The organism is Denitratisoma oestradiolicum (assembly GCF_902813185.1).
GTDB lineage: Bacteria > Pseudomonadota > Gammaproteobacteria > Burkholderiales > Rhodocyclaceae > Denitratisoma > Denitratisoma oestradiolicum.
In genome coordinates this window covers 3,663,048-3,685,611 of record NZ_LR778301.1, presented here as the reverse complement: position 1 = coordinate 3,685,611, position 22,564 = coordinate 3,663,048, and the positions used below count along the sequence as shown (strand labels likewise).

Here is a 22,564-nt window from a genome sequence, read left to right as displayed (position 1 = left end):
CCTAACAAAGCTCAGGGACTTTTGATAGCAGCGTCGATGTCCCCGGGGGCCGGGCTGGGCAGGGGTATTTCTCCGGCATGAAAACGGAAGTCCCCTTGGCTCCGGTCCTCGAAGAAATGGCGCAGGGTCTGGGTGACGGTACGGAAGGCGATTTCCTCCCAGGGGATTTCGTGTTCACTGAAAAGGGCGGTTTCCAGGGTTTCCTCGCCGGGGAAAAAATCCAGGTCCAGCAGGCGGGCGCGATAGAACATGTGTACCTGGTTGGCCTGGGGCACGCTGATCACGGTGTACATATCGTGCAGTTCCAGCCGGGCATTGGCTTCCTCCAGGGTCTCACGGGCCGCGGCCTGGGCCACGGTTTCGCCGTTCTCCATGAAGCCGGCGGGCAGGGTCCAGCGCCCCAGGCGTGGCTCGATGGCGCGGCGGCAGAGCAGGATACGACCCTCCCATTCGGCCAGGGCGCCCACCACCATGCGCGGGTTGCGATAGTGGATGGCGCCGCAGGCAGCGCAGACATGGCGGGGCAGGGAGTCGCCGGGGGGCACCCGCAGGACGATGGCGCCGCCGCAGGCGCAGCAGTAGTTGATGATGGGGTCCATGGCGAACAATTCTAACGGCCGAGGCCGCATCCGGCTAGCCGATCTGCGAGCCTTGTTCCCCGGGAATTCGCCGACTCTTCTGCCGGATATCGAGGGATCGGGGTCGGGCCGCGGGACTATGATGTCCATTCCCTGGAAAACCCGTTCGGGCATCCCTTCCAGGTCCGGCTCCTGGAACAGGAATGCCGTTGAGATTGCTCCGGAAGCAGGCGGATCGCTACCTCTGTAGGATTATTCTTACAGGGGATATCCGTCTTTTCTGACATAAAGTCCCTCTGTCCACCTATGGTCATTATTCCCGGGGGGGGCAACAATGCGCCTGCGGCCTCAGCTAACTTGGAGGCGGAATTTCAAGGAGCGCATGATGAAATCGACTGACACTCACAACGATATAAAGGAAGTCAATCTCGCCTACCTGATGCTGGCGCAGAGCATGGTTCGCTCCGATCGAGAGTCGGCCATTTTTCGCCTGGGCATCAGCCAGGAGATCGCTGATATCCTGGATCATCTGACGCCGGGACAGATTCTCAAGATGGCCAGTTCCGACATGCTGTTGTGCAGCTTCCGTTTCGAGGACACGCTGTTGCTCAACCTCCTGGCCAATCACGAGCGGGAGCGCGGTGTCGGACATATTCATGCCGCCATCCTGGCTGCCGGAAAACCCGTCGAGACCCTCTCCTAGAGGTATGCGCATGCGCAACAAGTCCGTGATCATGGAGGCGAGGGACATCCGTCTCGCCATCGAACTGATCGAGCTCGGCGCCCGTCTGCAATTGCTGGAAGCGGAGACCAAGCTTTCCCGGGAACGCCTGTTGAAACTCTACAAGGAGGTCAAGGGCGAATCTCCTCCGAAGGGCATGCTGCCCTTCTCCACCGACTGGTTCATGACCTGGCAGCCCAACATCCACGCCTCCCTGTTCATGGGCTACTTCCGCTTCTTCGAACGCAACACCCAGTTGCGGGGCCTGGAGCTGATCATCAGCGCCTATCGCATGTACCTGGGGCAAATCAAGCGCGGCGGCATGGATTCCGTGCTGTCCCTGACCCGGGCCTGGACCATGGTGCGTTTCTTCGAGGCGGACATGCTGCAAATGGTGGCCTGCGAGGAATGCAGCGGCGAGTTCGTCGCCCACGCCCATGATCCGAAGAAAGGTTACGTCTGCGGCCTCTGCCACATGCCCGCCCGGGCCGGCAAGACCCGCAAGGCCATGGGGGCCGTGGCGGTTTCGGTCGCCTGATTGCCTGCGCCGGCATGTTCAGCGTCCCGCTGCGGCGGGACGCTTGTTTTCTGGCTTCCGTTTCTCACCGCTGCCAGAAGGCTTTGATTGCGGCGTCTGATCACGGACAATGACGCACCCTGCGTCGTGCCCCATTTCCACTCATGGTCTTCCTGTTCCGTCTGCTTTCCGCCCTGCCGCTCTCCTGGCTCCACGGCCTGGGAGCCCTGGCCGGGCGGCTCGCCTATCTGCTCTCGGCCCGCTACCGGCGCCTGCTGCGGCAGAATCTGGCCCAGGCCGGGCTGGAAGCGCCGGGGCGGGCGCCCCTGGCTGCGGCCCAGGCTGGCCGCGCCCTGTTCGAACTGCCCAAGCTGTGGCTGCGTCCCCAGACCGAGGTGGTGGCCCGGGTGGTGGAGGTCAGCGGCTGGGAACTGGTGGAGGGGGCATGGGCCGCAGGGAAGGGGCTGCTGTTCCTGACGCCCCACCTGGGCTGCTTCGAGATCACGGCTCAGTACTACGCCGCCCACCGGCCCATGACCGTGCTCTACCGTCGTCCCAAGCGGGATGCCCTGGCGCCCCTGATCGAACAGGGGCGGGGCGCCAATCTCAAGCTGGCCCCCGCGGACCTGTCGGGGGTGCGATCCCTGATCCGCGCCCTGCGCCAGGGGGAGGCGGTGGGCATGCTGCCGGACCAGGTACCGGGCAGCGGCGAGGGGGTCTGGGTGCCCTTCTTCGGTCGTCCAGCGTATACGATGACCCTGGCATCCCGTCTGGCCGACACCGGAGCCACGGTGCTGCTGGCCTATGCCGAGCGCCTGCCCGGCGCCCGGGGCTACCACCTCAAGCTGTTTCCCCTGCTGGCGCCCCTGGAAGGCGACTCGTCGCAAAAGGCCGCAGCCCTCAACCGAGCCCTGGAGGACTTGATCCGCCAGTGTCCCGAGCAATACCTGTGGGGCTACAACCGCTACAAGCGGCCCCGGGGGGCGCCGCCTCCGCCCGGCGAGGGTCGCTGATGGGGCGCCTTGGCCTGGCTCTGATCTGGCTGCTGCACTGGCTGCCCCTGTCCTGGCAGGACCTGGCGGGCCGTGCCCTGGGCCGGCTGCTCTGGTGCGTCAACCGGGAGCGGCGCCATGCCACCCTGATCAACCTGCGCCTGTGTCTGCCGCAACTGGATGAATCCGCCCGCCGTCGCCTGGCCCGGCGTCACTTCGGCCGCTTCGCCGCCACCGCCCTGGAGCGGGGTCTGCTCTGGTGGTCCTCGCCAGAACGGCTGCGGCGCCTGATCCGCATCGAGGGCCTGGAGCGGCTGCAGGCCCTGGAGGGCAAGCCCCTGATCCTGCTGGCGCCTCATTTTGTCGGCCTAGACATGGGTTGGTCGCGGCTGTGTCTGGAGTTGGAGATGGTCACCATGTATGCCCGGGTCAAGAATCCAGCCTTCGACGTGGCCATTCACCGAGGCCGCACCCGTTTCGGTCGGCAGACCCTGCTTTCCCGCCAGGACGGCCTGCGCCGGGTGGTGGCCGAGATCAAGGCCGGTCGTCCCTTCTACTATCTGCCGGATCTGGACTACGGCCGGCGGGACGCGGTGTTCGCGCCTTTCTTTGGTGTTCCCGCCGCCACCATCACCGGACTGTCCCGCCTGGCCCGGCTCACCGGCGCCAGTGTGGTGCCGGTGCTTACCCGGCGCGACGGCGTCGGCTACCGGGTGATCGTCGGCGAACCCTGGAACGATTATCCGGGGGAGGACCCGGTGGCCGACGCGGCCCGGATGAACGCCTACATCGAGGCCCAGATCCGCATCGGCGACGGGGCCGAATACCTCTGGTCCCACAAGCGCTTCAAGACCCGTCCTCCCGGTGAAAAAGGGGTTTATTGAGGTGCCTATTCGCCGGCCCCGACTTTTGCCCAAGAGTAAGATTGCACGATGTTTGCCAATCCCAGTGAAGACGAAATCCGCAGCCTGCTGCGGCAAGTGAAATCCGTGGCTGTGGTGGGTTTTTCCCCCCAGCCCGACCGCCCCAGCCACCGGGTGGCCCTGGGCCTGCGCCTGGCCGGTTACCGGATCATTCCGATCCGCCCCGCCCTGGCCGAGGGCCTGGGCGAGCAGGCCTACGCCTCGGTGTGGGAGATGCCCGAGGTGCCGGACCTGGTGGATGTGTTCCGCGCCGCAGATGCCGTGGACGAGATCGTGGATGACTGCCTGGCCCGGGGCGTCAAGCGGCTCTGGCTCCAGGACGGGGTGATCAACGAGGCGGCGGCCGAGCGGGCCCGGGCCGCCGGCATGACGGTGGTGATGGACCGCTGCCTGCTGCGGGACCAGGGACTGCTGCGGTGAGCGCCATGAAAATCCCCTTCACCAAGATGCAGGGCCTGGGCAATGACTTCGTGGTGCTCGACGCCGTCACCGGCAGCTTCGTGCCCAACCCGGCCCAGGTCCGCTTCCTCGCCGACCGCCACTTCGGCGTGGGCTGCGACCAGCTCCTGGTGGTGGAAAAGCCCGGGAGTCCCGAGGTGGATTTCCGCTACCGCATTTTCAATGCCGATGGCGGCGAGGTGGAACAGTGCGGCAACGGCGCCCGCTGCTTTGCCCGCTTCGTCACCGACGCGGGCCTTACCGACAAGCGCGAGATCCGGGTCGAGACCCGCTGCGGGGTGATCGCGCCGCGCCTGGAGGCCGACGGCCAAGTCACCGTGGACATGGGCCTGCCCCGCTTCGCTCCAGCGGAGATTCCCTTCGTCAGCGACAGCGACGCGGTGATCCAGCCCCTGGCTGCGGCGGGACGGGAGTGGATGATCAGTGTGGTCTCCATGGGCAATCCCCATGCGGTGCAGGTGGTGGGCGCTGTGGACAGCGCGCCGGTGGCCGAGGACGGCCCCCTGATCGAAAACCATCCGCGCTTCCCGCGTCGGGTCAATGCCGGCTTCATGGAGATCGTGGACCGTCACGCCATCCGCTTGCGGGTCCATGAGCGCGGCGCCGGTGAGACCCTGGCCTGCGGCACCGGCGCTTGCGCCGCCGTGGTGGCGGGCATCCGCCGGGGGCTGCTGGATACACCGGTACGCGTGTCCACCCGGGGCGGCGAGCTTTCCATCGCCTGGAGCGGCCCCGATACCCCGGTACTGATGACCGGCCCTGCCGTTACCGTGTTTCAAGGCGAAATCGAACTTCCCGAGGACCTGTCATGAACGCTGAAGAAATCGCCCTCTATCTCAAGACCCATCCGGAATTCTTCGAGCAGCATGCGGACCTGCTGACCCAGATCCGCATTCCCGATCCCCATGGGGGCGCGGCGGTGTCCCTGGCCGAACGTCAGATGACCGTGCTGCGCGACAAGGCCCGGGCACTGGAGAGCAAGCTGGCCGAACTGATCGGCTACGGCGAGGAGAACGACATCATCGCCGAGAAGGTGCATCGTCTGGGCGTGGCCCTGCTGGGGGTGGATGATCTGGCCGAGGCGGTGCGGGTGCTCAATACCCATCTCTCCGGTTCCTTTGCGGTGCCCCATGTGGCGGTACGCATCTGGGGCGTGGGTGGCAGCCAGGACGACGCGCCGGAATACTCGCCGGTGCCCGATACCCTCAAGGCCTTCGCCGGCAGCATCCATCGCCCCTACTGCGGCGGCGCGTCGGGCCAGGAGGCGGTGGCCCTGTTCGGCGAACAGGGCGGCCACATTCGTTCCCTGGCCCAGATTCCCCTGCGGGAGGACGGTGTCGAAGGCGGCGCCTGCTTTGGCCTCTTGGTGCTGGCCAGCGAGGAAGTGGAGCGCTTCTACCCGGACATGGGGGTGATGTTCCTCAACCGTATCGGCGACATGGCCGCCTCCACACTGCTGCGCGTGGTTCACTGACCATGTCCGCGGGCGCCGAGCCGGGAGAGTTCCTCGAGGAACTGGCCCATCAGCGCCGCGCCAGTCCCCATACGGTGCTGGCCTATCGCCGCGATCTGGCCCTGCTCCAGGAACTGGCGGGCGATAGTGAACTGGCGGGCGTGCAGCCCCACCAGGTGCGCCGCTTCGCGATGCAGTTGCACGGCCGGGGCCTCTCCCCCCGCAGCCTGGCCCGGGTGCTCTCGGCCTGGCGCGCCTATTACCGCTGGCTGGCCCGGCGCGGCCTGATTCCGCGCAATCCGGTGGAGGGGGTGCGCGCCCCCAGAGCCCAGCGTCTGCTGCCCAAGGCCCTGGGGGTGGACCAGGTGCAGGCCCTGCTCGACGCCCCGGCCGAGAACCTGCTGGAACTGCGGGATCGGGCCATGTTCGAGCTGTTCTATTCCTCCGGTTTGCGCCTGGCGGAACTGGCCAGCCTGAATGTGGCGCCCCATCTGGACCTGGTGGAGAGGGAGGTGACGGTGACCGGCAAGCGCAACAAGACCCGCACCGTGCCCCTCGGCCGCCAGGCTGCCCTGGCCCTGCAAGCCTGGCTGGAGCAGCGGGCCACCCTGGCCGCCGCCAGTGAGCCGGCCCTGTTCGTCAGCCGGCGCGGCAGCCGACTGTCCGCTGGCCAGATCGAGCGTCGCCTGGGGCGCTGGGCGCGTCAGCAGGGTCTGGCGCAGCACGTGCATCCCCACATGCTGCGCCACTCCTTCGCTTCCCATCTGCTGCAATCCTCCGGAGACCTGCGGGCAGTACAGGACATGCTGGGCCACGCCAACATCCGCAGCACCCAGATCTATACCCACCTGGATTTCCAGCATCTCTCCAAGGTCTATGACGCCGCCCATCCTCGGGCGAAGAAGCACAAGGCCTGATCCGTCACGGATCTGCCCCGCCTGGCCCTGCGGACCGGAAATGCGAACAGGGCGTTCCGGGTGGGATGCTTAGAATCAAATCGACTGGCCTCGCCTGCTGCCCATAGATGGGGTGCGACGGCCCGATAAGTCCTGGGGCGAGGCCGAACAAGTCCAGAATCCGTCACCCGCCCAAGCGGGAGTCCAGGTTTCCCAGCGTTCAGTATTTCCCTTCCAATAATTTCAGTTTCAAGAGGAGGTCATCGTGGGTAGATTGGATCATCGAGTTGCCATCATTACCGGTGCCGGCCTGGGTATCGGCCGGGGCATTGCCCGGCGCCTGGCCGCGGAGGGTGCCGCCGTTCTGGTGGCCGACTACAACGCCGAGGCCGGGACTGCCGCCGTGGCGGAGGTCCGTGCCGATTTTGGCGCCCAGGCCGAGTTCATGCAGGTGGACGTGACCCAGAAGGAACAGGTCGTGGCCATGGTGGCCAGGGCCGTTGAGGTTTTTGGCAGCGCCGACATCCTGGTGAACAATGCCTGGGGTCGCTTGCGCGGCAGTTCCTACGGCCGGGTGGAGCATTTCACCGATGCACCCATGGAACATGCCTTCAAGGTGGGGCCCATGGCCTCCTTGTGGGCCATGCAGGCCGCATTTCCTCACATGAAGGCGAAGCAGTGGGGACGCATCATCAACTTCGGCTCCCTCAACGGCGTCAATGCCCACCCGTTCACGGTGGATTACAACATGGCCAAGGAAGCCATCCGTTCCATCACCCGCACCGCGGCGCGGGAATGGGCGCGGCATCAGATCTGCTGCAACATCATCTGCCCCGCGGCAGATACCGAGGCGTCCAAGAAGTTCGCCGCGGCCCAGCCGGAAAATGCGGCCCTCATGTTGAAGCAGAATCCGATGGGACGCATGGGCGACCCGGAAATGGACATTGGCAGTGTGGCCCTGTTCCTGGCCAGCGAGGATGCCCGTTATCTGACCGGCAACACCTTGTTCGTGGATGGTGGCGGCCATATCAACGGCGTCAATTGGGCACCTGAGCTCCCGGAATGAACCCCGTTGCTGATTGCTAGATTCCGGCTGATCACATTTCTGCGGGAGGCCTGGCCGGCTGGGCGTCGCAGCGCAGCCGGCTCAGCCGGGTGCTCTTGATCTTCCAGTGGCCGTCCCGCTTCACGTACTCGTCTTCGTAGTGGCCATAACCCTGGAAGGCCTGTCCGCTGCCCTTGCGCTCCACGTAGTCGAACATGGCCCAGATGCCGGTGGCGCTGGTGCTGTCGGTGAACTGGATTTCGGGCATGTGGCCGTGATGCACGGTGATCATGTCCGCCAGACCCTCCCGGTTCTGGCGGATGAAGCTGTCCCGACCCTCGTAACGCAGTTGGGGATGGGGGCCGTCGTAGATGCCGGTGAAGTCCTCAGTAAACAGTTCGGCCCATTCGTCCCAGCGCTTCTGGTCCATCAGCCGAAAGTAGCGGGCCTTCAATTGCTTGATGGCTTCGATTTCCATGAGTTGGTCCATTGCGTCTCCCGGGGAAAGTGTTCGCAGGTGAATTATGACTGGGTGTTTCTTGAGGGGGAGGCAATCTGGCGTAGTCTTTCACGCAGCCATTGGTGAGCCGGGTTTTGCTGGAAGCGCTCGTGCCAGACCATGGCGATGGAGAAGCAAGGCAGGTCCAGGGGTGGTTCGTAGATGCTGATGGGCATCAGATTCTTCCAGGCCAGGATGCAGCGTCGGGGCGCGGTGAGAATCAGATCCGAACGGGCCACCACCATGGGGGCGGAACTGAAATTTGGAATGCTCAGGGCGATGCGCCGTTGCCGACCCCGCTGGGCCAGGGCGCGGTCGATGGGGTCCCGCTGGTCGCCTCGGGGAGCGATGCGCAAATGGGGCAGGGTCAGATAGGTGTCGAGATCGAGATGGCTCCTGATGCCCGGCAGGGCCTGCCGGGTGACACAGCAGAAATCGTCCTCGAAGAGAGTCTGCTGGTGAATGCCAGTCGCACTTTTCAGCGGGTGGCAAAGGGCCAGTTCGATGCTGCCGGCCTCCAGGGGAGCGATGGACTGTTCCGGATCGAAATGGCCGACCCGGATGTCGATGCTCGGCGCCTGGGTCGAGAGCAGGGAGAGCAGGGGCGGCAGCATGATCAGGTCACCGTAATCATTGGTGGCGATGCTGAAGCGCAGACGCGAGGTCTCGGGGATGAATTCGGACTGGATGCGCACGGCCTGCTGTAATTCCAGCAGGGCCTTCCGCAGGGGGGCCGCCAGGGCCTCGGCCCGGGGGGTCTTGATCATGTGCCCCTTGCCCTTGATCAGCAGCGGATCGCCAAACAGCTCTCTCAGCCGGCGCAGGGTGTGACTCATGGCAGACTGGGTGATGCCCATCTTTGCCGCGGCGAGACCGACCTCCTCCACGGAAAGCAGCGCATCCAGCGCCACCAGTAAATTAAGGTCGACCTTCCGTAACTGAATATCCTGCATGTTCATGTGAGCCATATCCATTAGCCAGCGGTAGAACACATCGGTAGACTTAGAGCCTGTTTCAGTAGGGAACGCGGGGTACGTTTCCTACTGACAGGCTCTTAAAATCGTCAGTCAGATTAGCGTTTTTGGCAGCTTGTTTCCAAGCCTTTTGAAACTGCCGGCATTTCCACACGAAGGGGTGCCGCAACCGATTCCAAGGATTCCACATGTCACTACGCGTAGAAACCGCCCTTATGGGTCCCGACACCGATCAATACGCCGGCAGTGGCCAGAACCGGCCTACCCTGGCGCGCTTCGCCGCTATCGCGCGGGAGATGGAGGATCTTGGCTTCGACGGCCTGACCACGCCGGAGTCGGGACACGATCCCTTCATTCCCCTGGCCATCGCCGCCGAACATACCCGGAAGATCATCCTCGGCACCAACGTGGCGGTGTCCTTCCCCCGCAGCCCGATGGTGACGGCCCAGGTCGCCTGGGACTTGCAGAACCTCTCCGGCGGCCGCTTCACCCTGGGGCTGGGCACCCAGGTCAAGGGACATAACGAGCGGCGCTACAGCACTCCCTGGACCAGCGCCCCCGGTCCCCGCATGCGGGAATACTTCCAGTGTCTGCGGGCCATCTTCGCCAGCTTTCAGAATCCGGACAAGCCCAGCTATTTCGAAGGCCAGCACTACCGCTTCACCATGCTGCCGCCCTTCTTCAATCCGGGACCCATCGAGCATCCGCAAGTGCCGATCTACGCCGCCGCCGCCAACACCTACATGGCCCGGCTGGCCGGGGAGATGTGCGAGGGGCTGCGGCTCCATCCCATTGCCACCTTCCGCTACACCAGGGAGGTGATCCTGCCGGCGGTGGCCGAGGGCGCGGCCAGGGCCGGCCGGGACATGAGCGCCTTCGACTTGATCGGAGCCCCCTTCATGGCCCTGGGCCGCAACGAGGAAGAGCTGGCGGCTTCCAAGGAGGCCCTGCGCAAGCAGATCGCCTTCTACGCATCCACCCGCTCCTACCACGCGGTGCTGGCCCATCACGGCTGGGAAGACATCGGCATGGAATTGCACCGGCTTTCCGTGGCCGGGGAGTGGGCCAAGTTGCCCGGCCTGATCAGCGACGATATGCTGGAGGAATGGGCCGTGATCAGCACCTACGACCGCCTGGCGGAAACCATCCGGGCCAAGTCCCTGGGGCTCTTCAGCACCGTGGTGCTGGTGCTGCTGGGAGAGGCTCGCAACGATACCGAGTTGCTGCGGGAAACCGTGGCCAAGCTGCATCTGGATTGAAACCATGACGGCGCGAACGATGACCTTGTTTCAAATAGTTTTGCTGGCCGCATCCTGCTGGGCTGGCGGCGCGGTGGCCGGGACGGTATCCCTGGCGGAGGCGGTGCAGGCCCTGGAGAACCAACTGGCGGCTCATCCTGCCGCTACCAGCGCCGGTCCGGCGGCCACCGCCCGCTATGCCGCCGGTCTGGTGGCCGGTGCCCTGGCCGCCTACGAACACTCGCGCCATCTGGACAAGCCCTACATCAGCCGCTCCGACGGCATCGATGGCCGGGCCGGTCTCTACAATCCGGACAACATCTACGCCTCGGCACTGCTGGCGGAAAACGGCCGCTACCGGATTCGTGGTCGGCGTGGCCGCCACGTCATGTTGACCATGCAGATTCTGGACAGCTACCCCATCGTCGGCCTGGGGCGCAATCTGGCGGTGGTGGATCCGGATACCTTGGGCATCCGCCCTGGCGATGAATTCGAGATTCTCCTGGGTGGTCCCCGTCCATCGGGCCCGAGCTACTGGGCACCCCTGCCGGCGGGAGCGAAGGCCCTGCTGTTGCGACAGACCTTCGAGGACTGGAACCGGGAGACGCCCTCGTCCCTGTCCATTGAGCGCCTCGATCCCGGGGCGCCGTCGGTGGATGCGTCCCTGGCGGCGGCCAGCGCCGGCGACTACGTAATGGCGGGGACACGCACCTGGAACGAGGGCTATCTGCCCATGATCCAGAAGCTACCGATCAATCAGCTTCCCACGCCCCGGGCCAGCGATGCCGGCAACGGCGGGCTGGGCGGGCAGCAGTCCATCATGGCCCGCTACCGGATCGGTCCGGACCAGGCCCTGGTGATCACGGTCAGGAAGAGCGATGCCCGCTACCAGGGCATCCAGCTCGGCGACCCCTGGTTCGTGACCCCCAACTACGTGGATCATCAGGTCAGCCTGACCCGGGCACAGTCGGTCGTGGACCGGGATGGCCGCATCCGTTTCGTGATCAGCCTGAAGGACCCCGGCGTGGCCAACTGGCTGGACCCCGCCGGCTTTGGTGAGGGTTATGTTTTCATGCGCTGGCAGGGCCTGTCCCGTCCCCTGGCTGCGGATGAGGCTCCCGTTGCGGAGCTGGTGAAGCTTTCCGACCTGGCGGCCCATCTTCCTCCGGAGACCCGCCACCTCGCTCCGGCGGAGCGGGCCGAACAGCTGGCGCGCCGCCAGGCGGTACCGATCCACCAGCGCTAGCCGGGATCGCCGATAATGCGCCCATGCTGATCTATCCCCAACTCGACCCTGTCGCCCTTCGCCTGGGCCCTTTGGCCGTGCACTGGTATGGTCTGATGTATCTGGCGGGCTTCATCCTCTTCGTGGTCCTGGGCCGCGTCCGCATGGCCCGGGGCCTGGCTCCGGGCTGGTCCCGCCAGGACATCGACGACCTGCTGTTCTACGGGGTGCTGGGGGTGATCCTCGGCGGCCGCCTGGGCCAGGTGCTGTTCTACGAGCCGGGCTATTACCTGGTCCATCCCGCTGAAATTCTCGCGGTGTGGAAGGGGGGCATGAGCTTCCATGGCGGTTTTCTCGGTGTGCTGGTGGCCATGGCCCTGTGGGGCAAGAAGACAGGGCGCAGTTTTTTCCAGGTGACGGACTTCATCGCCCCCCTGGTACCCACGGGCCTTCTGGCCGGGCGCATCGGCAACTTCATCAACGGCGAACTGTGGGGCCGGGTGGCGGACCCGGCACTGCCCTGGTCCATGATCTTTCCCCATGTGGATACCCTGCCGCGCCATCCCTCCCAGCTCTACCAGGCGGGGATGGAGGGCCTGCTGCTGTTCCTGATCCTCTGGTTCTACGGCGCCCGCCCGCGCCCCTTGCGGGCCCTGTCCGGCGCCTTCCTGGTCGGCTACGGCGTATTCCGCTGGCTTGGCGAATATTTCCGCGAGCCCGATGCCGGCATCTTCGGTCATTCCTACACGGTCAGCATGGGGCAGTGGCTGTCCCTGCCCATGGTGCTGATCGGTGTCCTTCTGATTTTCATTGCCTATCGCAAACAGGAGTCTTCATGAGTCAGCGCCCCTTCAAGGTTCTCGGTATTCAGCAGATCGCCATCGGCGGTCCCTCCAAGGAAAAACTCAAGACCCTCTGGGTGGACAAGCTGGGTCTGGAAATCACCGGCAACTTCGTCTCCGAGAAGGAAAACGTGGACGAGGACATCTGCGCCATGGGCAGCGGCCCCTTCAAGGTGGAAGTGGACCTGATGCAGCCCCTGGATCCGGAGAAGAAGCCCGCCGTGCACACCACGCCCCTGAACCACGTGGGTCTGTGGATCGATGACCTGCCCCGTGCCGTGGAGTGGCTCACCGCCAACGGCGTGCGCTTCGCCCCTGGCGGCATCAGGAAGGGTGCCGCTGGCTTCGACATCTGTTTCCTGCACCCCAAGGGCAATGACGAATTTCCCGTCGGTGGCGAGGGTGTATTGATCGAGCTGGTCCAGGCGCCGCCGGAAGTGGTGGCGGCCTTCGCCAGACTGGCGGGCTGAGGCTCTGCTTCAGGGAGCAACTGGCAGCAGGTGCGCCAGCCGCTCCCGCTGTTCCTTGAGGGCGGCTTCTCCCGGAGTTTCATCCGGATGACCGTCCAGGGGCCAGAGCTGATGGGCATCCAGCATGAGCCGGTAGTGGCTCTCGCGGGCTTCGGCCCGGGCCTGAACCGCGGCCAGTTGGGCGTCGACAGCCAGTCGGCGGGCCGTAATCAGCTCGGAGATCTGACCTTCGCCCAGGCGCCAGGCCCGATCCAGCAGGCGCGCATTCTTGTCCATCTTCGCCGCCACTTGGGATTGCTGTTGCCAGTGGCGATAGGCGGCTTCGGCCTGGGTCACGGTGCGGCGGACTTCCGCTTCCGCCTGGGCTAGGGCGGCGGCTTCCCGGGCATTGGCGATCTCGGCCTCGGCCTGGGCGCCTCGGCTGGCGGCGGCCCGGGCGCCACCCGGCAGGGGAATGATCAGTTGCACTCCGAACAGTTTTTCCTGGCCGCCTCGTTCCGAAGCCCAATGCAGGCCCAGGGTCGGGTCCGGCAGGCGTTCCAGTTCGGCGCGGCCGGCGCCGATACGCTGGCGCTGGGCCGTGGTTCGCGCCAGGGCCAGGCCGTGGTGATGGTTGAGAATCTGCTCCCGCCACTGCGCCAGACCTTGCAGGGGTGGCTGGGGTTCCGCCAGGACGGCGGGGGGCGTGGGCAGGGTGGGAAAGTGCTGGGCCAGTTCGTTGCGGGCCAGTTGCAGCCGGGTGCCGGCCTGACTCCGTTGAGCCTCGGCCTGGGCCAACTGGGCCTCTGCCAGGGACTGGTCGAGGGCGGAGGCATCTCCCAGTTCTGCCCGGCGCCGGGCCGCCCGGACCTGTTCGCTCAGGACCGTCGCCTGGGCCTCCCATTCGGTCAGGGTGGAGGCTTCCCGCAGCACATTGAACCAGAGGGACAGCAGCAGGCGCGAGGTCTCGTGACGGGCCTCGCCCCGCTGGGCCAGGGCCAGGGCCAGACCGGCGGCGCCCAGTTGCTGGTCGGCACCGCGCTTGCCCGGCAGGCGGAAGGCCCGTTGCAGGCCGATTTCCTGTTCGGCATAACGGGTGTCGGTGAGGGTTTCGCGGCGGCGGCTGTTGCCCAGGGTGAGGGCTACTTCATGGGGGCCGGCTTCCAGTTGCTCGCTGCGTGCCTGTTCCAGGGCAATGCCGGACTCGGCGGCGCGCACCAGGGGATGGGCCGCCAGGGCGCGGCTGACCACCTCGACGGGAGGCAGGTCGGCTGGCTCGGCGGCGGGGGACGACAAAGCCCGCAAGAGTGCTGCCCCCAGCAACAGCAGACGGAATTCCCGGACCTTCATGCAAACCTCCCGGCCTCGACGATGGTGGTGATCCAGTAACTGATGGGGGCGCCCGGCAGCAGCAGATTCAGCTCCGCCACCAGTTGTCGGGCCTGGACTTCCCGGGTCAGGATTTCCACCTTGATGCGCTCGGCCCGTCCCCGCACTTCCTCGCTGGTGCTGAGGATGGATTCCGGTGCCCCGTGGCCATCCACGCCATAGGCGATGAAGGCACCGGCCTGGGCCGGATGTTGCAGCAGGAAATCCACCACCGGTTCTTCCAGACTACGCGGCAGGATCAGCTTCAGGCAGGCGTCGCAATCGGATTGCATCATTTCGTCTCCACGCCGTAACGGCGGAACAGGATGGGCAGCATGAACAGGGTCAGGGCGGTGGAGGTGACCAGGCCGCCGATGACCACGATGGCCAGGGGCTTCTGGACTTCCGAGCCGGGGCCGCTGGCGAAGAGCAGGGGCACCAGGCCCAGGGCGGCAATGCTGGCGGTCATCAGCACTGGCCGCAGGCGGCGCCGGGCGCCTTCCGCCACCACCCGGGCCATGGGCAGGCCCTGGTTCAGCAACTGGTTGAAGTGGCTGATCATCACCAGGCCATTCAGCACGGCGATGCCCAGCAGGGCGATGAAGCCCACCGAGGCCGGCACCGACAGATATTCACCGGCCAGCAGCAGGGCAAAGACGCCGCCGATCATGGCGAAGGGAATGTTGGCGAAGACCAGGGCCGCCTGACGCAGGGAGCGGAAGGTGGCGAAGAGGATCAGGAAGATCAGGGCCAGGGCCACCGGCACCACCAGGGCCAGGCGTCGTGCCGCCCGCTGCTGGTTCTCGAACTGGCCACCCCAGGCCACGGCATAGCCGGCGGGTAGGGGGATCTGGGCCGCCATTTTCAGTTTGGCTTCCTCCACGAATCCCACCAGGTCCCGGCCGCCGACATTGGCCTGGATCACCACCATGCGTTGGGCATTCTCGTGGTCCACCTTCACCGGGCCGGCCACACGCTTGAGTTGGGCCAGACTGGACAGGGCCACGCTGCCGCCGCCGGGCAGGGGCAGCTGGGTATTGGCGAAGAGGGCCGGCGACAGGCGTACTTCCTCACCGCCGCGGATGATCAGGGGCGTGCGGCGATTGCCTTCCAGCACCAGGCCGGCCGGCTGGCCTTCCACCTGGGTGCGCAGCACGTTCGCAATTTCCGCCACGGAGAAACCGAGGCGGCCGGCGGCCAGACGATCCACTTCCACCGTGTAGTACTGGACGCCCTCATTCTTTACCGTCAGCACGTCCTGGGCGCCCCGGATGTTCTTCAGCAGGGCGGCCATCCGCTCCGCCAGGGCATTGAGTTCCCCCAGGTCGCTGCCATAAATCTTCACGGCCAGATCCCCCCGGGTGCCGGTGAGCATTTCCGAGACCCGCATTTCGATGGGCTGGGTGAATGAAATATCGATGCCCGGGAACCCGGCCATGACCCGCCGTATCTCCTCCATCAGCCACTCCTTGTCGGGCTGGCGCCACTGCTCCCGGGGCTTCAGCACCAGGAAACTGTCGGTCTCGTTGAGACCCATGGGATCCAGACCCAATTCGTCGGATCCGGTGCGGGCCACGATGTCGCGGATTTCAGGCACCTCCGCCAGCAGCGTCTTTTGCATCGCCAGATCCATGTGGGCACTGGTGTTCAGATCGATGGAGGGCAGCTTGACCACCTGCATCAGCAGGTCGCCCTCATCCATGGTGGGCATGAAGGTCTTGCCCAGCAGCAGGAAGGCGCCGCCGGTCAGGCCCAGCAGGATCAGGGCAGTGATCATCACCCAGCGGGCATGGGCCAGGGCATGGTCCAGCAACGGGGCGTAGAGGGCCGTCAGCTTCTTTGGCAGCCAGGGTTCCTGGTGTTGGGGGTCGGGCTTGAGCAGCAGGGAGGCCAGCACCGGAATCACCGTCAGGGAAAGCAGCAGGGAAGCGGACAGGGCGAAGACGATGGTCAGGGCCACCGGGGTGAACAGCTTGCCCTCCAGACCCTGGAGGGTCAGCAGGGGCAGGAAGACAATGACGATGATGACCATGCCCGAGGCCACGGGCAGGGTCACCTCCCGCACCGCCCGGTAGATGCGGTGGAGCAGGGGCAGGGATTCCTGCCCCGACCGGGCCAGTTCGCTTTCCACGTTCTCCACCACCACCACCGCGCCATCCACCAGCATGCCGATGGCAATGGCCAGCCCCCCCAGGCTCATCAGGTTGGCCGACATGCCGAACAGATGCATCATGGCGAAGGTGATCAGGGCCGCCATGGGCAGCACGGTGGCCACCACCAGGGCCGGCCGCAGCCCGCCGAGAAAGGCCAGGAGCAGCACCAGCACCAGTACGATGGCCTCCCCCAGAGCTCGGGACACCGTGCCCACCGCCCGTTCCACCAGGGCGCCCCGGTCATAGAAGATGCGGGTGGTGACGCCATCGGGCAGGGTCTTCTGGATTTCCGCCAGGCGGGCCTTGACGCCGCCCACCACCTGTTGCGCGTTGGCCCCCCGCAGCCCCAGCACCAGGCCTTCCACAGCTTCCTCCCGGCCGCCGTGGGTGACGAAACCGTAGCGGCTCAGGCTGCCGATGTGAACCCGGGCCACATCGCCCACCCGGACCACGCTGCCGTCGCGGCTGGCAACGACGATCTCGGCGATGTCCGCCAGGGTTTTCACGCTGCCTTCTATGCGCACCAGCAGCGATTCCTCGCCTTCGGCCAGGCGTCCGGCACCTTCGTTGCGGTTATTGGCTTCCAGGGCCTGCCGCAAGTCGGCCAGGTTCAGGCCGCGGGCCTTCAGGGCCATCAGGTCGGGCACCACCTCGAAGCTGCGCACCTGGCCCCCCAGGCTATTGATCTCGGCCACGCCGGGCAGGGTGCGCAATTGGGGGCGGATCACCCAGTCCAGCAAGGAGCGCTTTTCCGCCAGGGGAAGTTCTCCTTCAATGGTGAACATCAGCATCTCCCCCAGAGGAGTGGTGATGGGCGCCATGCCGCCGCTGGTCCCGGCCGGCAGTTCGGTCATCAGGCCGGCCAGGCGTTCGCTCACCTGTTGGCGGGCCCAGTAGATGTCGGTGCCGTCCTGGAAATCCAGGGTGATGTCGGCGATGGCGTACTTGGAGACCGAGCGCACCATGCGCTTGTCCGGAATGCCCAGCATCTCCAGTTCGATGGGGGTGACGATGCGGGTCTCCACCTCCTCCGGCGTCATGCCCGGGGACTTGATGATGATCTTGACCTGGGTGGAGGACACGTCCGGATAGGCGTCGATGGGCAACTGGCGCAGGGCCGCCGCACCGCCGCCCATCAGCAGCACCATGATGACGAGCACCAGCAGGCGCTGGCGCAGGGAAAATTCCACCAGGCGGGACAACATTCAATGCCCCCCCGGGGTGCCCAGACCCAGCCAGACAGCCTTGAGGATGGCGCCGCCCTTCACCACCACCACGCTTTCTGCCGGCAGGCCGGGGGCGATGCGCACGGTCTGGTCCGATTCATCCAGCAGCCGCACCGCCACCGGGCGGTAGCCGCCCGGTGCGGCGACGAAGACCCAGGGCTGGCCCTGATGGCGTACCAGGGCCGCCGTGGGCAGCACCCATCCCTCCCGGTGGTGATTGCCCGAAGGCTGCACCTGGACCTGCAACTGCTGGTAGGGCCGGACACAGCCGGCGGCCTGGGGCAGCCGGGCCCGCACCAGTACCGACTGATTGCCGCCAGACAACTGGGAGGCGACGCTGGTGATGCGCGCCGGCTGCGGGCAGCCCGGCACGGACACCGGGTCGCCCGGGGTGATGCCCGCTGCCAGGTCCGCCGTGGCCTGAATCTCCAGGGCCAGGGCGTCGAGTCTGCCCAACTTGAACAGCAAAGTGGCGGCCTCCAGCCGTTGGCCGGGCTGGACTGGTGCCTCCAGCACCACGCCGTCGAAGGGGGCGCGCAGTTCCACGGTGCCGGAGAAGCTTCCGCTCCGTAAATCCGGTTCCGCCAGCCCCGCCAGTCGCAGGGCCTGGCGCTTTTCGTTGAGCAAGGCCGTGCCGGCACGATCTGAGGCCTGGGTCTGGCGCAACCGGGCCCGGGCGATGATGCCCTCGGCGTAGAGGGTTTCATCCCGCTGCCGGGCCTCTGCCGTCAGCTCGGCCTGGCCCCGAGCCTCAAGGTATTCCCGTTGCAGGCTCAGGAGGGGGGCCCCTTGCAGGCGTCCCAGGGACTGGCCCTTTTTTACGGTTTCACCGGCCAGGACCCGGATCGCCATCACCGTGCCGCCCAGGGGGGCGGCCAGGATCTCGATGCGCCGGGGATCAATCACCACCTGGGCCGGCATGCCATGCTCCTGGCTGGCCTGGATGTCTTGCAGGGCCTGGGCGACGAGGCCGCTGCGCCGGGCCTGTTCCGGTGTCAGGGTGATCAGGGGTTCCCCCGCCAGGCTGAGCAGGGGGCAAACGGTGATCAGTAAGGCCAGGGTGGTTCGCAACATGGATGGTCCATCTCCGTAACAGATGGGCCATTGTCATTGGGCAGCCTTAAGCGGAGCTTAAGCCCCCCCAGATGGTGAAGCCGCCCGTGATTCCTCAGGAGAATCAGCCGCGCCGCAGCAGGGCGTTGAATTCGTCCACCGGCACCGGGCGGGAGTAGAGGAAGCCCTGGGCGTAGTCGCAGCCGGCGCCGATCAGCCAGTCCCGCTGGGGCGCGGTCTCGACGCCCTCTGCGATCACCTTGAGACCCAGCTTGTGGGCCATGACGATGATGGCGTCGGCCAGTGCCCGGTCGTCGGCACTCTCGGTCAGGTCCTTGATGAAGCTGCGGTCGATCTTCAGGTAGTCGATGTCGAAGCGCTGGAGATAGGACAGGGCCGAATAGCCGGTGCCGAAATCGTCCACGGCGATTTCCATGCCCGCGTCCCGGTAGCCCAGCAGTTGCTCGGTCACGGTGGACCGCTGGTCGAGCAGTAGGCCCTCGGTGATTTCGATCACCAGTTGGCGCGGTTCCAGGTTCAGCTCCTTGAGGAATGCCAGCCAGGTGTTGCCGCTGCCGTCGCCGCCAAACTGGCGGGGGGACTTGTTGATGCTGACCTGGAGCGTGTGTCCCTGGTCGTGCCAGGTCCGGGCCTGGCGGGCGGCGGTGCGGAACACCCAGTCGCCGATTTCCTCGATCAGGCCCACTTCCTCGGCCAGGGGAATGAATACTGCGGGGCTGATCAGTCCCCGGGAGCCATGCTGCCAGCGCAGCAGGGCCTCGGCCTTGACGATGGCGCCGCTCTGGAGGTCGATGATGGGCTGGTAATACACCCGCAACTGATCGGCGGCCAGGGCGCCCCGCAGGTCGTTGATCAGGGTGCGCCGCACCTGGGCGGCCAGTTGCAGGTCCAGGGTGAACCAGGAGAAGTTGTTGTGTCCCGCCTGTTTGGCCGCATGCATCGCCTGGTCGGCGTTCTTGAGCAGGGTTTCGATGTCCAGGCCATCGTTGGGGAACAGGGTGATGCCGATGCAGGCCGAGACATAGCCCACTTCCGTGTCCAGGGAAAAGGGTTGGGACAGGGCCAGCAGTACGGCCTGGGCGACTCGCTCCATTTCGTTGGGTTCCACCAGGCCCAGCAGGGTAATGGCGAATTCATCGCTGCCCAGGCGCGCTATCGAATCGGTATCCCGTACGCTGGAGTTGATGCGCTGGGCGGCCTCGATCAGCAACTTGTCACCGGCCTCGTGGCCCAGGGTCTCGTTGATTTCCTTGAACCGGTCCAGGTCCACGAACATCAGCCCCAGAGCGCCATTCTGGCGCTGGGCGCGGCGCAGGTCCTGGCGCAGTCGATCGCGGAACAGGCGGCGATTGGGCAGGCCGGTGAGCTGGTCGTAATTGGCCTGTTGCCAGATGGTTTCCTCCGCCTGCTTCTTGGCGGTGATGTCCGAGAACATGGCGATGTAGCGGTGGGGTTGCCCCTCGTGGTCACGGATCACGTTGATGGTGAGCCATTCGGCATAAACCTCGCCGTTCTTGCGACGATTCCATATCTCTCCCTGCCAGCGGTTGCTGGTTTCAAGGGCTTGCCACATGGCGCTGTAGAAGGACTTGTCCATGCGCCCCGAGCCCAGGATGGCCGGGCTTCTGCCCATGACCTCCTGGGAGCTGTAGCCGGTGAGACGGACAAAGGCCGGATTTACCGCGACAATGTGGTTGCCGCCATCGCTGACCATGATGGCTTCGCCGCTGGCCTGGTAGACCGAGGCTGCCAGTTGCAGCTCTTCCTCGGTGAGGTGCCGTTCCAGGGCCACGCTGGCCAGATGGGTGCCGTGGAGGATGGCCTCGGTATCTTCCTGGGTCGGGCGGGTGGGAGTTTTTTGGTAAAAACTGAAGGTGCCGAGAATATCTCCCCGGCTGGAACGGATCGGTTCCGACCAGCAGGAAACGATGCCTATCTGGAGTGCCAGGTCACGGAATTGGAGGCCGTAAGGATGGTGGGCGATGTCATCGATCACCACCCGTTCGCCCCGGTACACGGCGGTGCCACAGGAGCCCATGCCTTCGCCGACCTCCAGGCCGTTCACCATTTTTAGATAGGATTCCGGCATATTCGGGGCGGCGCCCAGGCGCAGGTGCCGGCCGTCTCCGTCCAGCACCAGGATGGCGCCGAGCCATTGGGGCCGCTCGCTTTCCAGGCCGGAGACAATCAGGCTCAGGATTTCCTGGAGCTCACTGCCCAGGGCCAGTCGTTCATAGACTTGATTGCGTATTTCCAGATGGCGCTGGCTTTTTCTCAGGGCCTCGTCCTGCTCGGCGAGCTGACGGGACGTCTGGTTCAGGGTATCGATCAGCCCATCTACCTCGGTGATGGACGGATGCGTGTCGAGCTGATGGCCATGATTCAGGGGCAATGAGGCGGCGAAGCGGGTGGCCGCTCCCAGGGCTCCCACCGGACCCCGCAACAGCCAGCCCAGCATCAGGGCGCTGGCCACCAGTACAGACAGGGCAACGATCAGGGAATCCCGCCAGATATGGCGGTGTCGGGCGCGGCTGCCGGCCTGGCTGCTTTCCAGTCGGACCCAGCCCACCGTCTTGTCCAGGACGACGGGAGACCAGACCTCGATCAGGTCTCCCCGGCGCCGCATCTGGGGGTTGTTTTCGCTGTTGGGTGTGGTGATCGTCGGCGTATCGAAAATCAGGCTGGGTGTGGCGTCGATCAGGGAACGACCTATGTTGCCCAGTACATGTCCCTTGTCATCTGAAATCTGGATCTCGAGCAGGCTGGGGTCGCTGATGGCCTGGCGCAGCAGTTGCTCGATTTCCCAGTAGTCACGGGCCAGCACGGCATGGTTGGCTGCCGCCGCCAGCCCTGCCGCTCGCAACTGGAGCTCCCTTTCGTGGGTGGTGACTTCCATCTTCATTTGCTCCGCCGCCACGTAATAGCCGAAGCTGAGCACGGCGATGGCCGCCACTGCGGCCCCCAGCATCAACAATCGGAAATAGAGGCCCCGCAGGAATTTCATTCTTCCCCCGCTCGGACAAAGGGTGCCAGGCCGATGGACTCGATGGGCCGGTAATCGGTCTCGTAGTTCGCCGCTGTCGGCTGGGTGAGCTCCACGCCGTCGAGAGCCCGGCGGCCAGGGAAGGTGTAGGTCATGGACAGAATGGCGGCTTCAATGATCCGCCTTGTGGCGAGCGAGACGCGCGGGTGCACTGCCAGAGCTGGGGGGCTGACAGCGGGGGCTGAATAGAGGATGCGCAACTGGGACAGGATCTCGGGCCGCTCCCGTCCAAGGACTCCCAGGGTTGCCGTACCGGCCTGGGCTTCCTGATACAGCACCTGGCGCAGGACGTTGCTGTAATTGCCGGCGAAGCGTGGCAGGTAATTGATATGTTCCCGGGCCAACGTCTGGCGTAATTGCAGGGTGGCGGGAAAGGCGTTGGGGTAAGAAAAGACGATGGGCGCGCCCTCCAGATCTTTCAGCGTCTTGATGGGACTGTCCTGCCTCACCAGAATCACGCCCTGGGTCGAACGTTTGCCGTCCCTTACCAGGGGCAGGTAGCCCTGGCTGTTGCGGGCACGGGTCATCAGATAGCCGTCGACGAAGACGAAGTCTGGATCGCCATTGAGCACCCTCGACTCGAAGTTGCCCATGGTGGACGGTATCTGGAGGCGAAAGGAGAGTTCGGTGCCGGCGGCAAGCTGTTCCAGAAAGGTCAGCCATCGACTGCGCTCCTCTGTTGGCGCGGTCTGGCCGATGATCATGAAGGAATAGACGCGATGTTCATCATCGTGGGACGTTGCCATGGCCCGGCTCGCCGGATAGATGACCAGCAGCAGAAGGGCGAAAAATCCGATGATGAGTCGTCTGGGCCGCATTTCCGTGGACAGCGTGGAATGGGTGCTTTCGCTGATGGGGAAAGGTGGGAGCGAGTTTAGCACTCGCCGGA

General features: G+C 65.4%; 22 protein-coding genes. 13 read left to right on the top strand and 9 right to left on the bottom strand.

The annotated features are described in order from the left end of the window. Positions 1–11 precede the first annotated feature (11 nt). Entirely contained in the window at positions 12–587 is a 576-nt protein-coding gene (locus tag DENOEST_RS16875) for an NUDIX hydrolase (RefSeq protein WP_145769562.1), read from the bottom strand. A 376-nt stretch (positions 588–963) separates the two neighbouring features. On the opposite strand from DENOEST_RS16875, the gene flhD reads away from it, so the two are divergent. From flhD to DENOEST_RS16830, 9 genes are all read left to right on the top strand, one after another. Beyond that, a complete protein-coding gene (gene flhD, locus DENOEST_RS16870; protein ID WP_145769561.1) occupies positions 964–1,281 on the top strand; it encodes a flagellar transcriptional regulator FlhD in 318 nt (105 codons plus the stop codon). Positions 1,282–1,291: 10 nt separating this feature from the next. Next, complete coding sequence (gene flhC, locus DENOEST_RS16865) at positions 1,292–1,837, top strand: flagellar transcriptional regulator FlhC (RefSeq protein WP_145769431.1); 546 nt, start codon at positions 1,292–1,294, stop codon at positions 1,835–1,837. A 119-nt stretch (positions 1,838–1,956) separates the two neighbouring features. Further along, entirely contained in the window at positions 1,957–2,829 is an 873-nt protein-coding gene (locus DENOEST_RS16860; protein ID WP_332068241.1) for a lysophospholipid acyltransferase family protein, read from the top strand. Next, entirely contained in the window at positions 2,829–3,692 is an 864-nt protein-coding gene (locus tag DENOEST_RS16855) for a lysophospholipid acyltransferase family protein (RefSeq protein ID WP_145769429.1), read from the top strand. The genes DENOEST_RS16860 and DENOEST_RS16855 overlap by 1 nt, the downstream gene beginning before the upstream one ends. Positions 3,693–3,740: 48 nt before the next feature. Further along, the gene (locus DENOEST_RS16850) at positions 3,741–4,151 is read left to right on the top strand and encodes a CoA-binding protein (protein ID WP_145769428.1); all 411 of its coding nucleotides are present in this window, start codon (positions 3,741–3,743) and stop codon (positions 4,149–4,151) included. Positions 4,152–4,156: 5 nt separating this feature from the next. Further along, positions 4,157–5,002 carry a diaminopimelate epimerase gene (gene dapF, locus DENOEST_RS16845; RefSeq protein WP_145769427.1) on the top strand — a complete coding sequence of 282 codons (846 nt, stop codon included), beginning with the start codon at positions 4,157–4,159 and terminating at the stop codon, positions 5,000–5,002. After that, complete coding sequence (locus DENOEST_RS16840; protein WP_145769426.1) at positions 4,999–5,664, top strand: DUF484 family protein; 666 nt, start codon at positions 4,999–5,001, stop codon at positions 5,662–5,664. Before dapF ends, DENOEST_RS16840 begins: the two co-directional genes overlap by 4 nt. 2 nt (positions 5,665–5,666) lie before the next feature. Beyond that, entirely contained in the window at positions 5,667–6,560 is an 894-nt protein-coding gene (gene xerC, locus DENOEST_RS16835; RefSeq protein ID WP_145769425.1) for a tyrosine recombinase XerC, read from the top strand. A gap of 244 nt (positions 6,561–6,804) precedes the next feature. Next, positions 6,805–7,605 carry an SDR family NAD(P)-dependent oxidoreductase gene (locus DENOEST_RS16830; protein ID WP_145769424.1) on the top strand — a complete coding sequence of 267 codons (801 nt, stop codon included), beginning with the start codon at positions 6,805–6,807 and terminating at the stop codon, positions 7,603–7,605. Positions 7,606–7,636: 31 nt separating this feature from the next. On the opposite strand, the gene DENOEST_RS16825 is transcribed toward DENOEST_RS16830, so the two are convergent. Next, positions 7,637–8,074 (bottom strand): nuclear transport factor 2 family protein, encoded by a 438-nt coding sequence (locus tag DENOEST_RS16825; protein ID WP_145769423.1) that lies wholly within the window; start codon positions 8,072–8,074, stop codon positions 7,637–7,639. Between the two features lie 32 nt (positions 8,075–8,106). Next, the gene (locus DENOEST_RS16820) at positions 8,107–9,042 is read right to left on the bottom strand and encodes a LysR family transcriptional regulator (RefSeq protein WP_170228092.1); all 936 of its coding nucleotides are present in this window, start codon (positions 9,040–9,042) and stop codon (positions 8,107–8,109) included. A 203-nt stretch (positions 9,043–9,245) separates the two neighbouring features. Here DENOEST_RS16820 and DENOEST_RS16815 point away from each other — a divergent pair, with 203 nt between their 5' ends. Genes DENOEST_RS16815 through DENOEST_RS16800 form a run of 4 tightly spaced genes read left to right on the top strand, consistent with a single transcriptional unit; the run spans position 9,246 to position 12,832 of the window. After that, a complete protein-coding gene (locus DENOEST_RS16815) occupies positions 9,246–10,316 on the top strand; it encodes a TIGR03617 family F420-dependent LLM class oxidoreductase (protein WP_145769421.1) in 1,071 nt (356 codons plus the stop codon). 4 nt (positions 10,317–10,320) lie between these two features. Continuing rightward, a complete protein-coding gene (locus DENOEST_RS16810) occupies positions 10,321–11,541 on the top strand; it encodes a hypothetical protein (protein ID WP_183148277.1) in 1,221 nt (406 codons plus the stop codon). A 23-nt stretch (positions 11,542–11,564) separates the two neighbouring features. Continuing rightward, positions 11,565–12,359: a prolipoprotein diacylglyceryl transferase gene (gene lgt, locus DENOEST_RS16805; protein ID WP_145769419.1), complete on the top strand. Its 795-nt coding sequence runs from the start codon at positions 11,565–11,567 to the stop codon at positions 12,357–12,359. Then, on the top strand, positions 12,356–12,832 hold the full coding sequence (locus tag DENOEST_RS16800; protein ID WP_145769418.1) for a VOC family protein: 477 nt from the start codon (positions 12,356–12,358) through the stop codon (positions 12,830–12,832). The genes lgt and DENOEST_RS16800 overlap by 4 nt, the downstream gene beginning before the upstream one ends. Positions 12,833–12,841: 9 nt before the next feature. Here DENOEST_RS16800 and DENOEST_RS16795 read toward each other — a convergent pair whose 3' ends face one another. From DENOEST_RS16795 to DENOEST_RS16770, 6 genes are all read right to left on the bottom strand, one after another. Further along, a complete protein-coding gene (locus tag DENOEST_RS16795; RefSeq protein WP_145769417.1) occupies positions 12,842–14,161 on the bottom strand; it encodes a TolC family protein in 1,320 nt (439 codons plus the stop codon). Then, on the bottom strand, positions 14,158–14,475 hold the full coding sequence (locus DENOEST_RS16790) for a DUF3240 family protein (RefSeq protein ID WP_145769416.1): 318 nt from the start codon (positions 14,473–14,475) through the stop codon (positions 14,158–14,160). Before DENOEST_RS16790 ends, DENOEST_RS16795 begins: the two co-directional genes overlap by 4 nt. Further along, positions 14,472–17,537, bottom strand: coding sequence for an efflux RND transporter permease subunit (locus DENOEST_RS16785; protein WP_145769415.1), 3,066 nt, complete (start codon positions 17,535–17,537; stop codon positions 14,472–14,474). Before DENOEST_RS16785 ends, DENOEST_RS16790 begins: the two co-directional genes overlap by 4 nt. Beyond that, positions 17,538–18,632, bottom strand: coding sequence for an efflux RND transporter periplasmic adaptor subunit (locus tag DENOEST_RS16780; protein WP_145769414.1), 1,095 nt, complete (start codon positions 18,630–18,632; stop codon positions 17,538–17,540). A gap of 103 nt (positions 18,633–18,735) precedes the next feature. After that, a complete protein-coding gene (locus DENOEST_RS16775) occupies positions 18,736–21,636 on the bottom strand; it encodes a putative bifunctional diguanylate cyclase/phosphodiesterase (RefSeq protein WP_145769413.1) in 2,901 nt (966 codons plus the stop codon). Next, positions 21,633–22,556, bottom strand: a complete 924-nt coding sequence (locus DENOEST_RS16770; RefSeq protein ID WP_145769412.1) for a phosphate/phosphite/phosphonate ABC transporter substrate-binding protein — start codon at positions 22,554–22,556, stop codon at positions 21,633–21,635. Before DENOEST_RS16770 ends, DENOEST_RS16775 begins: the two co-directional genes overlap by 4 nt. Between the last annotated feature and the right edge of the window lie 8 nt (positions 22,557–22,564).

What these genes read in the sequence shown, in the direction of transcription:
- flhD (WP_145769561.1), top strand. Translation starts at nt 964, where the DNA reads ATGAAATCGACTGACACTCACAACGATATAAAGGAAGTCAATCTCGCC.
- flhC (WP_145769431.1), top strand. Translation starts at nt 1,292, where the DNA reads ATGCGCAACAAGTCCGTGATCATGGAGGCGAGGGACATCCGTCTCGCC.
- DENOEST_RS16855 (WP_145769429.1), top strand. Translation starts at nt 2,829, where the DNA reads ATGGGGCGCCTTGGCCTGGCTCTGATCTGGCTGCTGCACTGGCTGCCC.
- DENOEST_RS16850 (WP_145769428.1), top strand. Translation starts at nt 3,741, where the DNA reads ATGTTTGCCAATCCCAGTGAAGACGAAATCCGCAGCCTGCTGCGGCAA.
- dapF (WP_145769427.1), top strand. Translation starts at nt 4,157, where the DNA reads ATGAAAATCCCCTTCACCAAGATGCAGGGCCTGGGCAATGACTTCGTG.
- DENOEST_RS16840 (WP_145769426.1), top strand. Translation starts at nt 4,999, where the DNA reads ATGAACGCTGAAGAAATCGCCCTCTATCTCAAGACCCATCCGGAATTC.
- xerC (WP_145769425.1), top strand. Translation starts at nt 5,667, where the DNA reads ATGTCCGCGGGCGCCGAGCCGGGAGAGTTCCTCGAGGAACTGGCCCAT.
- DENOEST_RS16825 (WP_145769423.1), bottom strand. Translation starts at nt 8,074, where the DNA reads ATGGACCAACTCATGGAAATCGAAGCCATCAAGCAATTGAAGGCCCGC.
- DENOEST_RS16820 (WP_170228092.1), bottom strand. Translation starts at nt 9,042, where the DNA reads ATGAACATGCAGGATATTCAGTTACGGAAGGTCGACCTTAATTTACTG.
- DENOEST_RS16815 (WP_145769421.1), top strand. Translation starts at nt 9,246, where the DNA reads ATGTCACTACGCGTAGAAACCGCCCTTATGGGTCCCGACACCGATCAA.
- DENOEST_RS16810 (WP_183148277.1), top strand. Translation starts at nt 10,321, where the DNA reads ATGACGGCGCGAACGATGACCTTGTTTCAAATAGTTTTGCTGGCCGCA.
- lgt (WP_145769419.1), top strand. Translation starts at nt 11,565, where the DNA reads ATGCTGATCTATCCCCAACTCGACCCTGTCGCCCTTCGCCTGGGCCCT.
- DENOEST_RS16800 (WP_145769418.1), top strand. Translation starts at nt 12,356, where the DNA reads ATGAGTCAGCGCCCCTTCAAGGTTCTCGGTATTCAGCAGATCGCCATC.
- DENOEST_RS16795 (WP_145769417.1), bottom strand. Translation starts at nt 14,161, where the DNA reads ATGAAGGTCCGGGAATTCCGTCTGCTGTTGCTGGGGGCAGCACTCTTG.
- DENOEST_RS16790 (WP_145769416.1), bottom strand. Translation starts at nt 14,475, where the DNA reads ATGATGCAATCCGATTGCGACGCCTGCCTGAAGCTGATCCTGCCGCGT.
- DENOEST_RS16785 (WP_145769415.1), bottom strand. Translation starts at nt 17,537, where the DNA reads ATGTTGTCCCGCCTGGTGGAATTTTCCCTGCGCCAGCGCCTGCTGGTG.
- DENOEST_RS16780 (WP_145769414.1), bottom strand. Translation starts at nt 18,632, where the DNA reads ATGTTGCGAACCACCCTGGCCTTACTGATCACCGTTTGCCCCCTGCTC.
- DENOEST_RS16775 (WP_145769413.1), bottom strand. Translation starts at nt 21,636, where the DNA reads ATGAAATTCCTGCGGGGCCTCTATTTCCGATTGTTGATGCTGGGGGCC.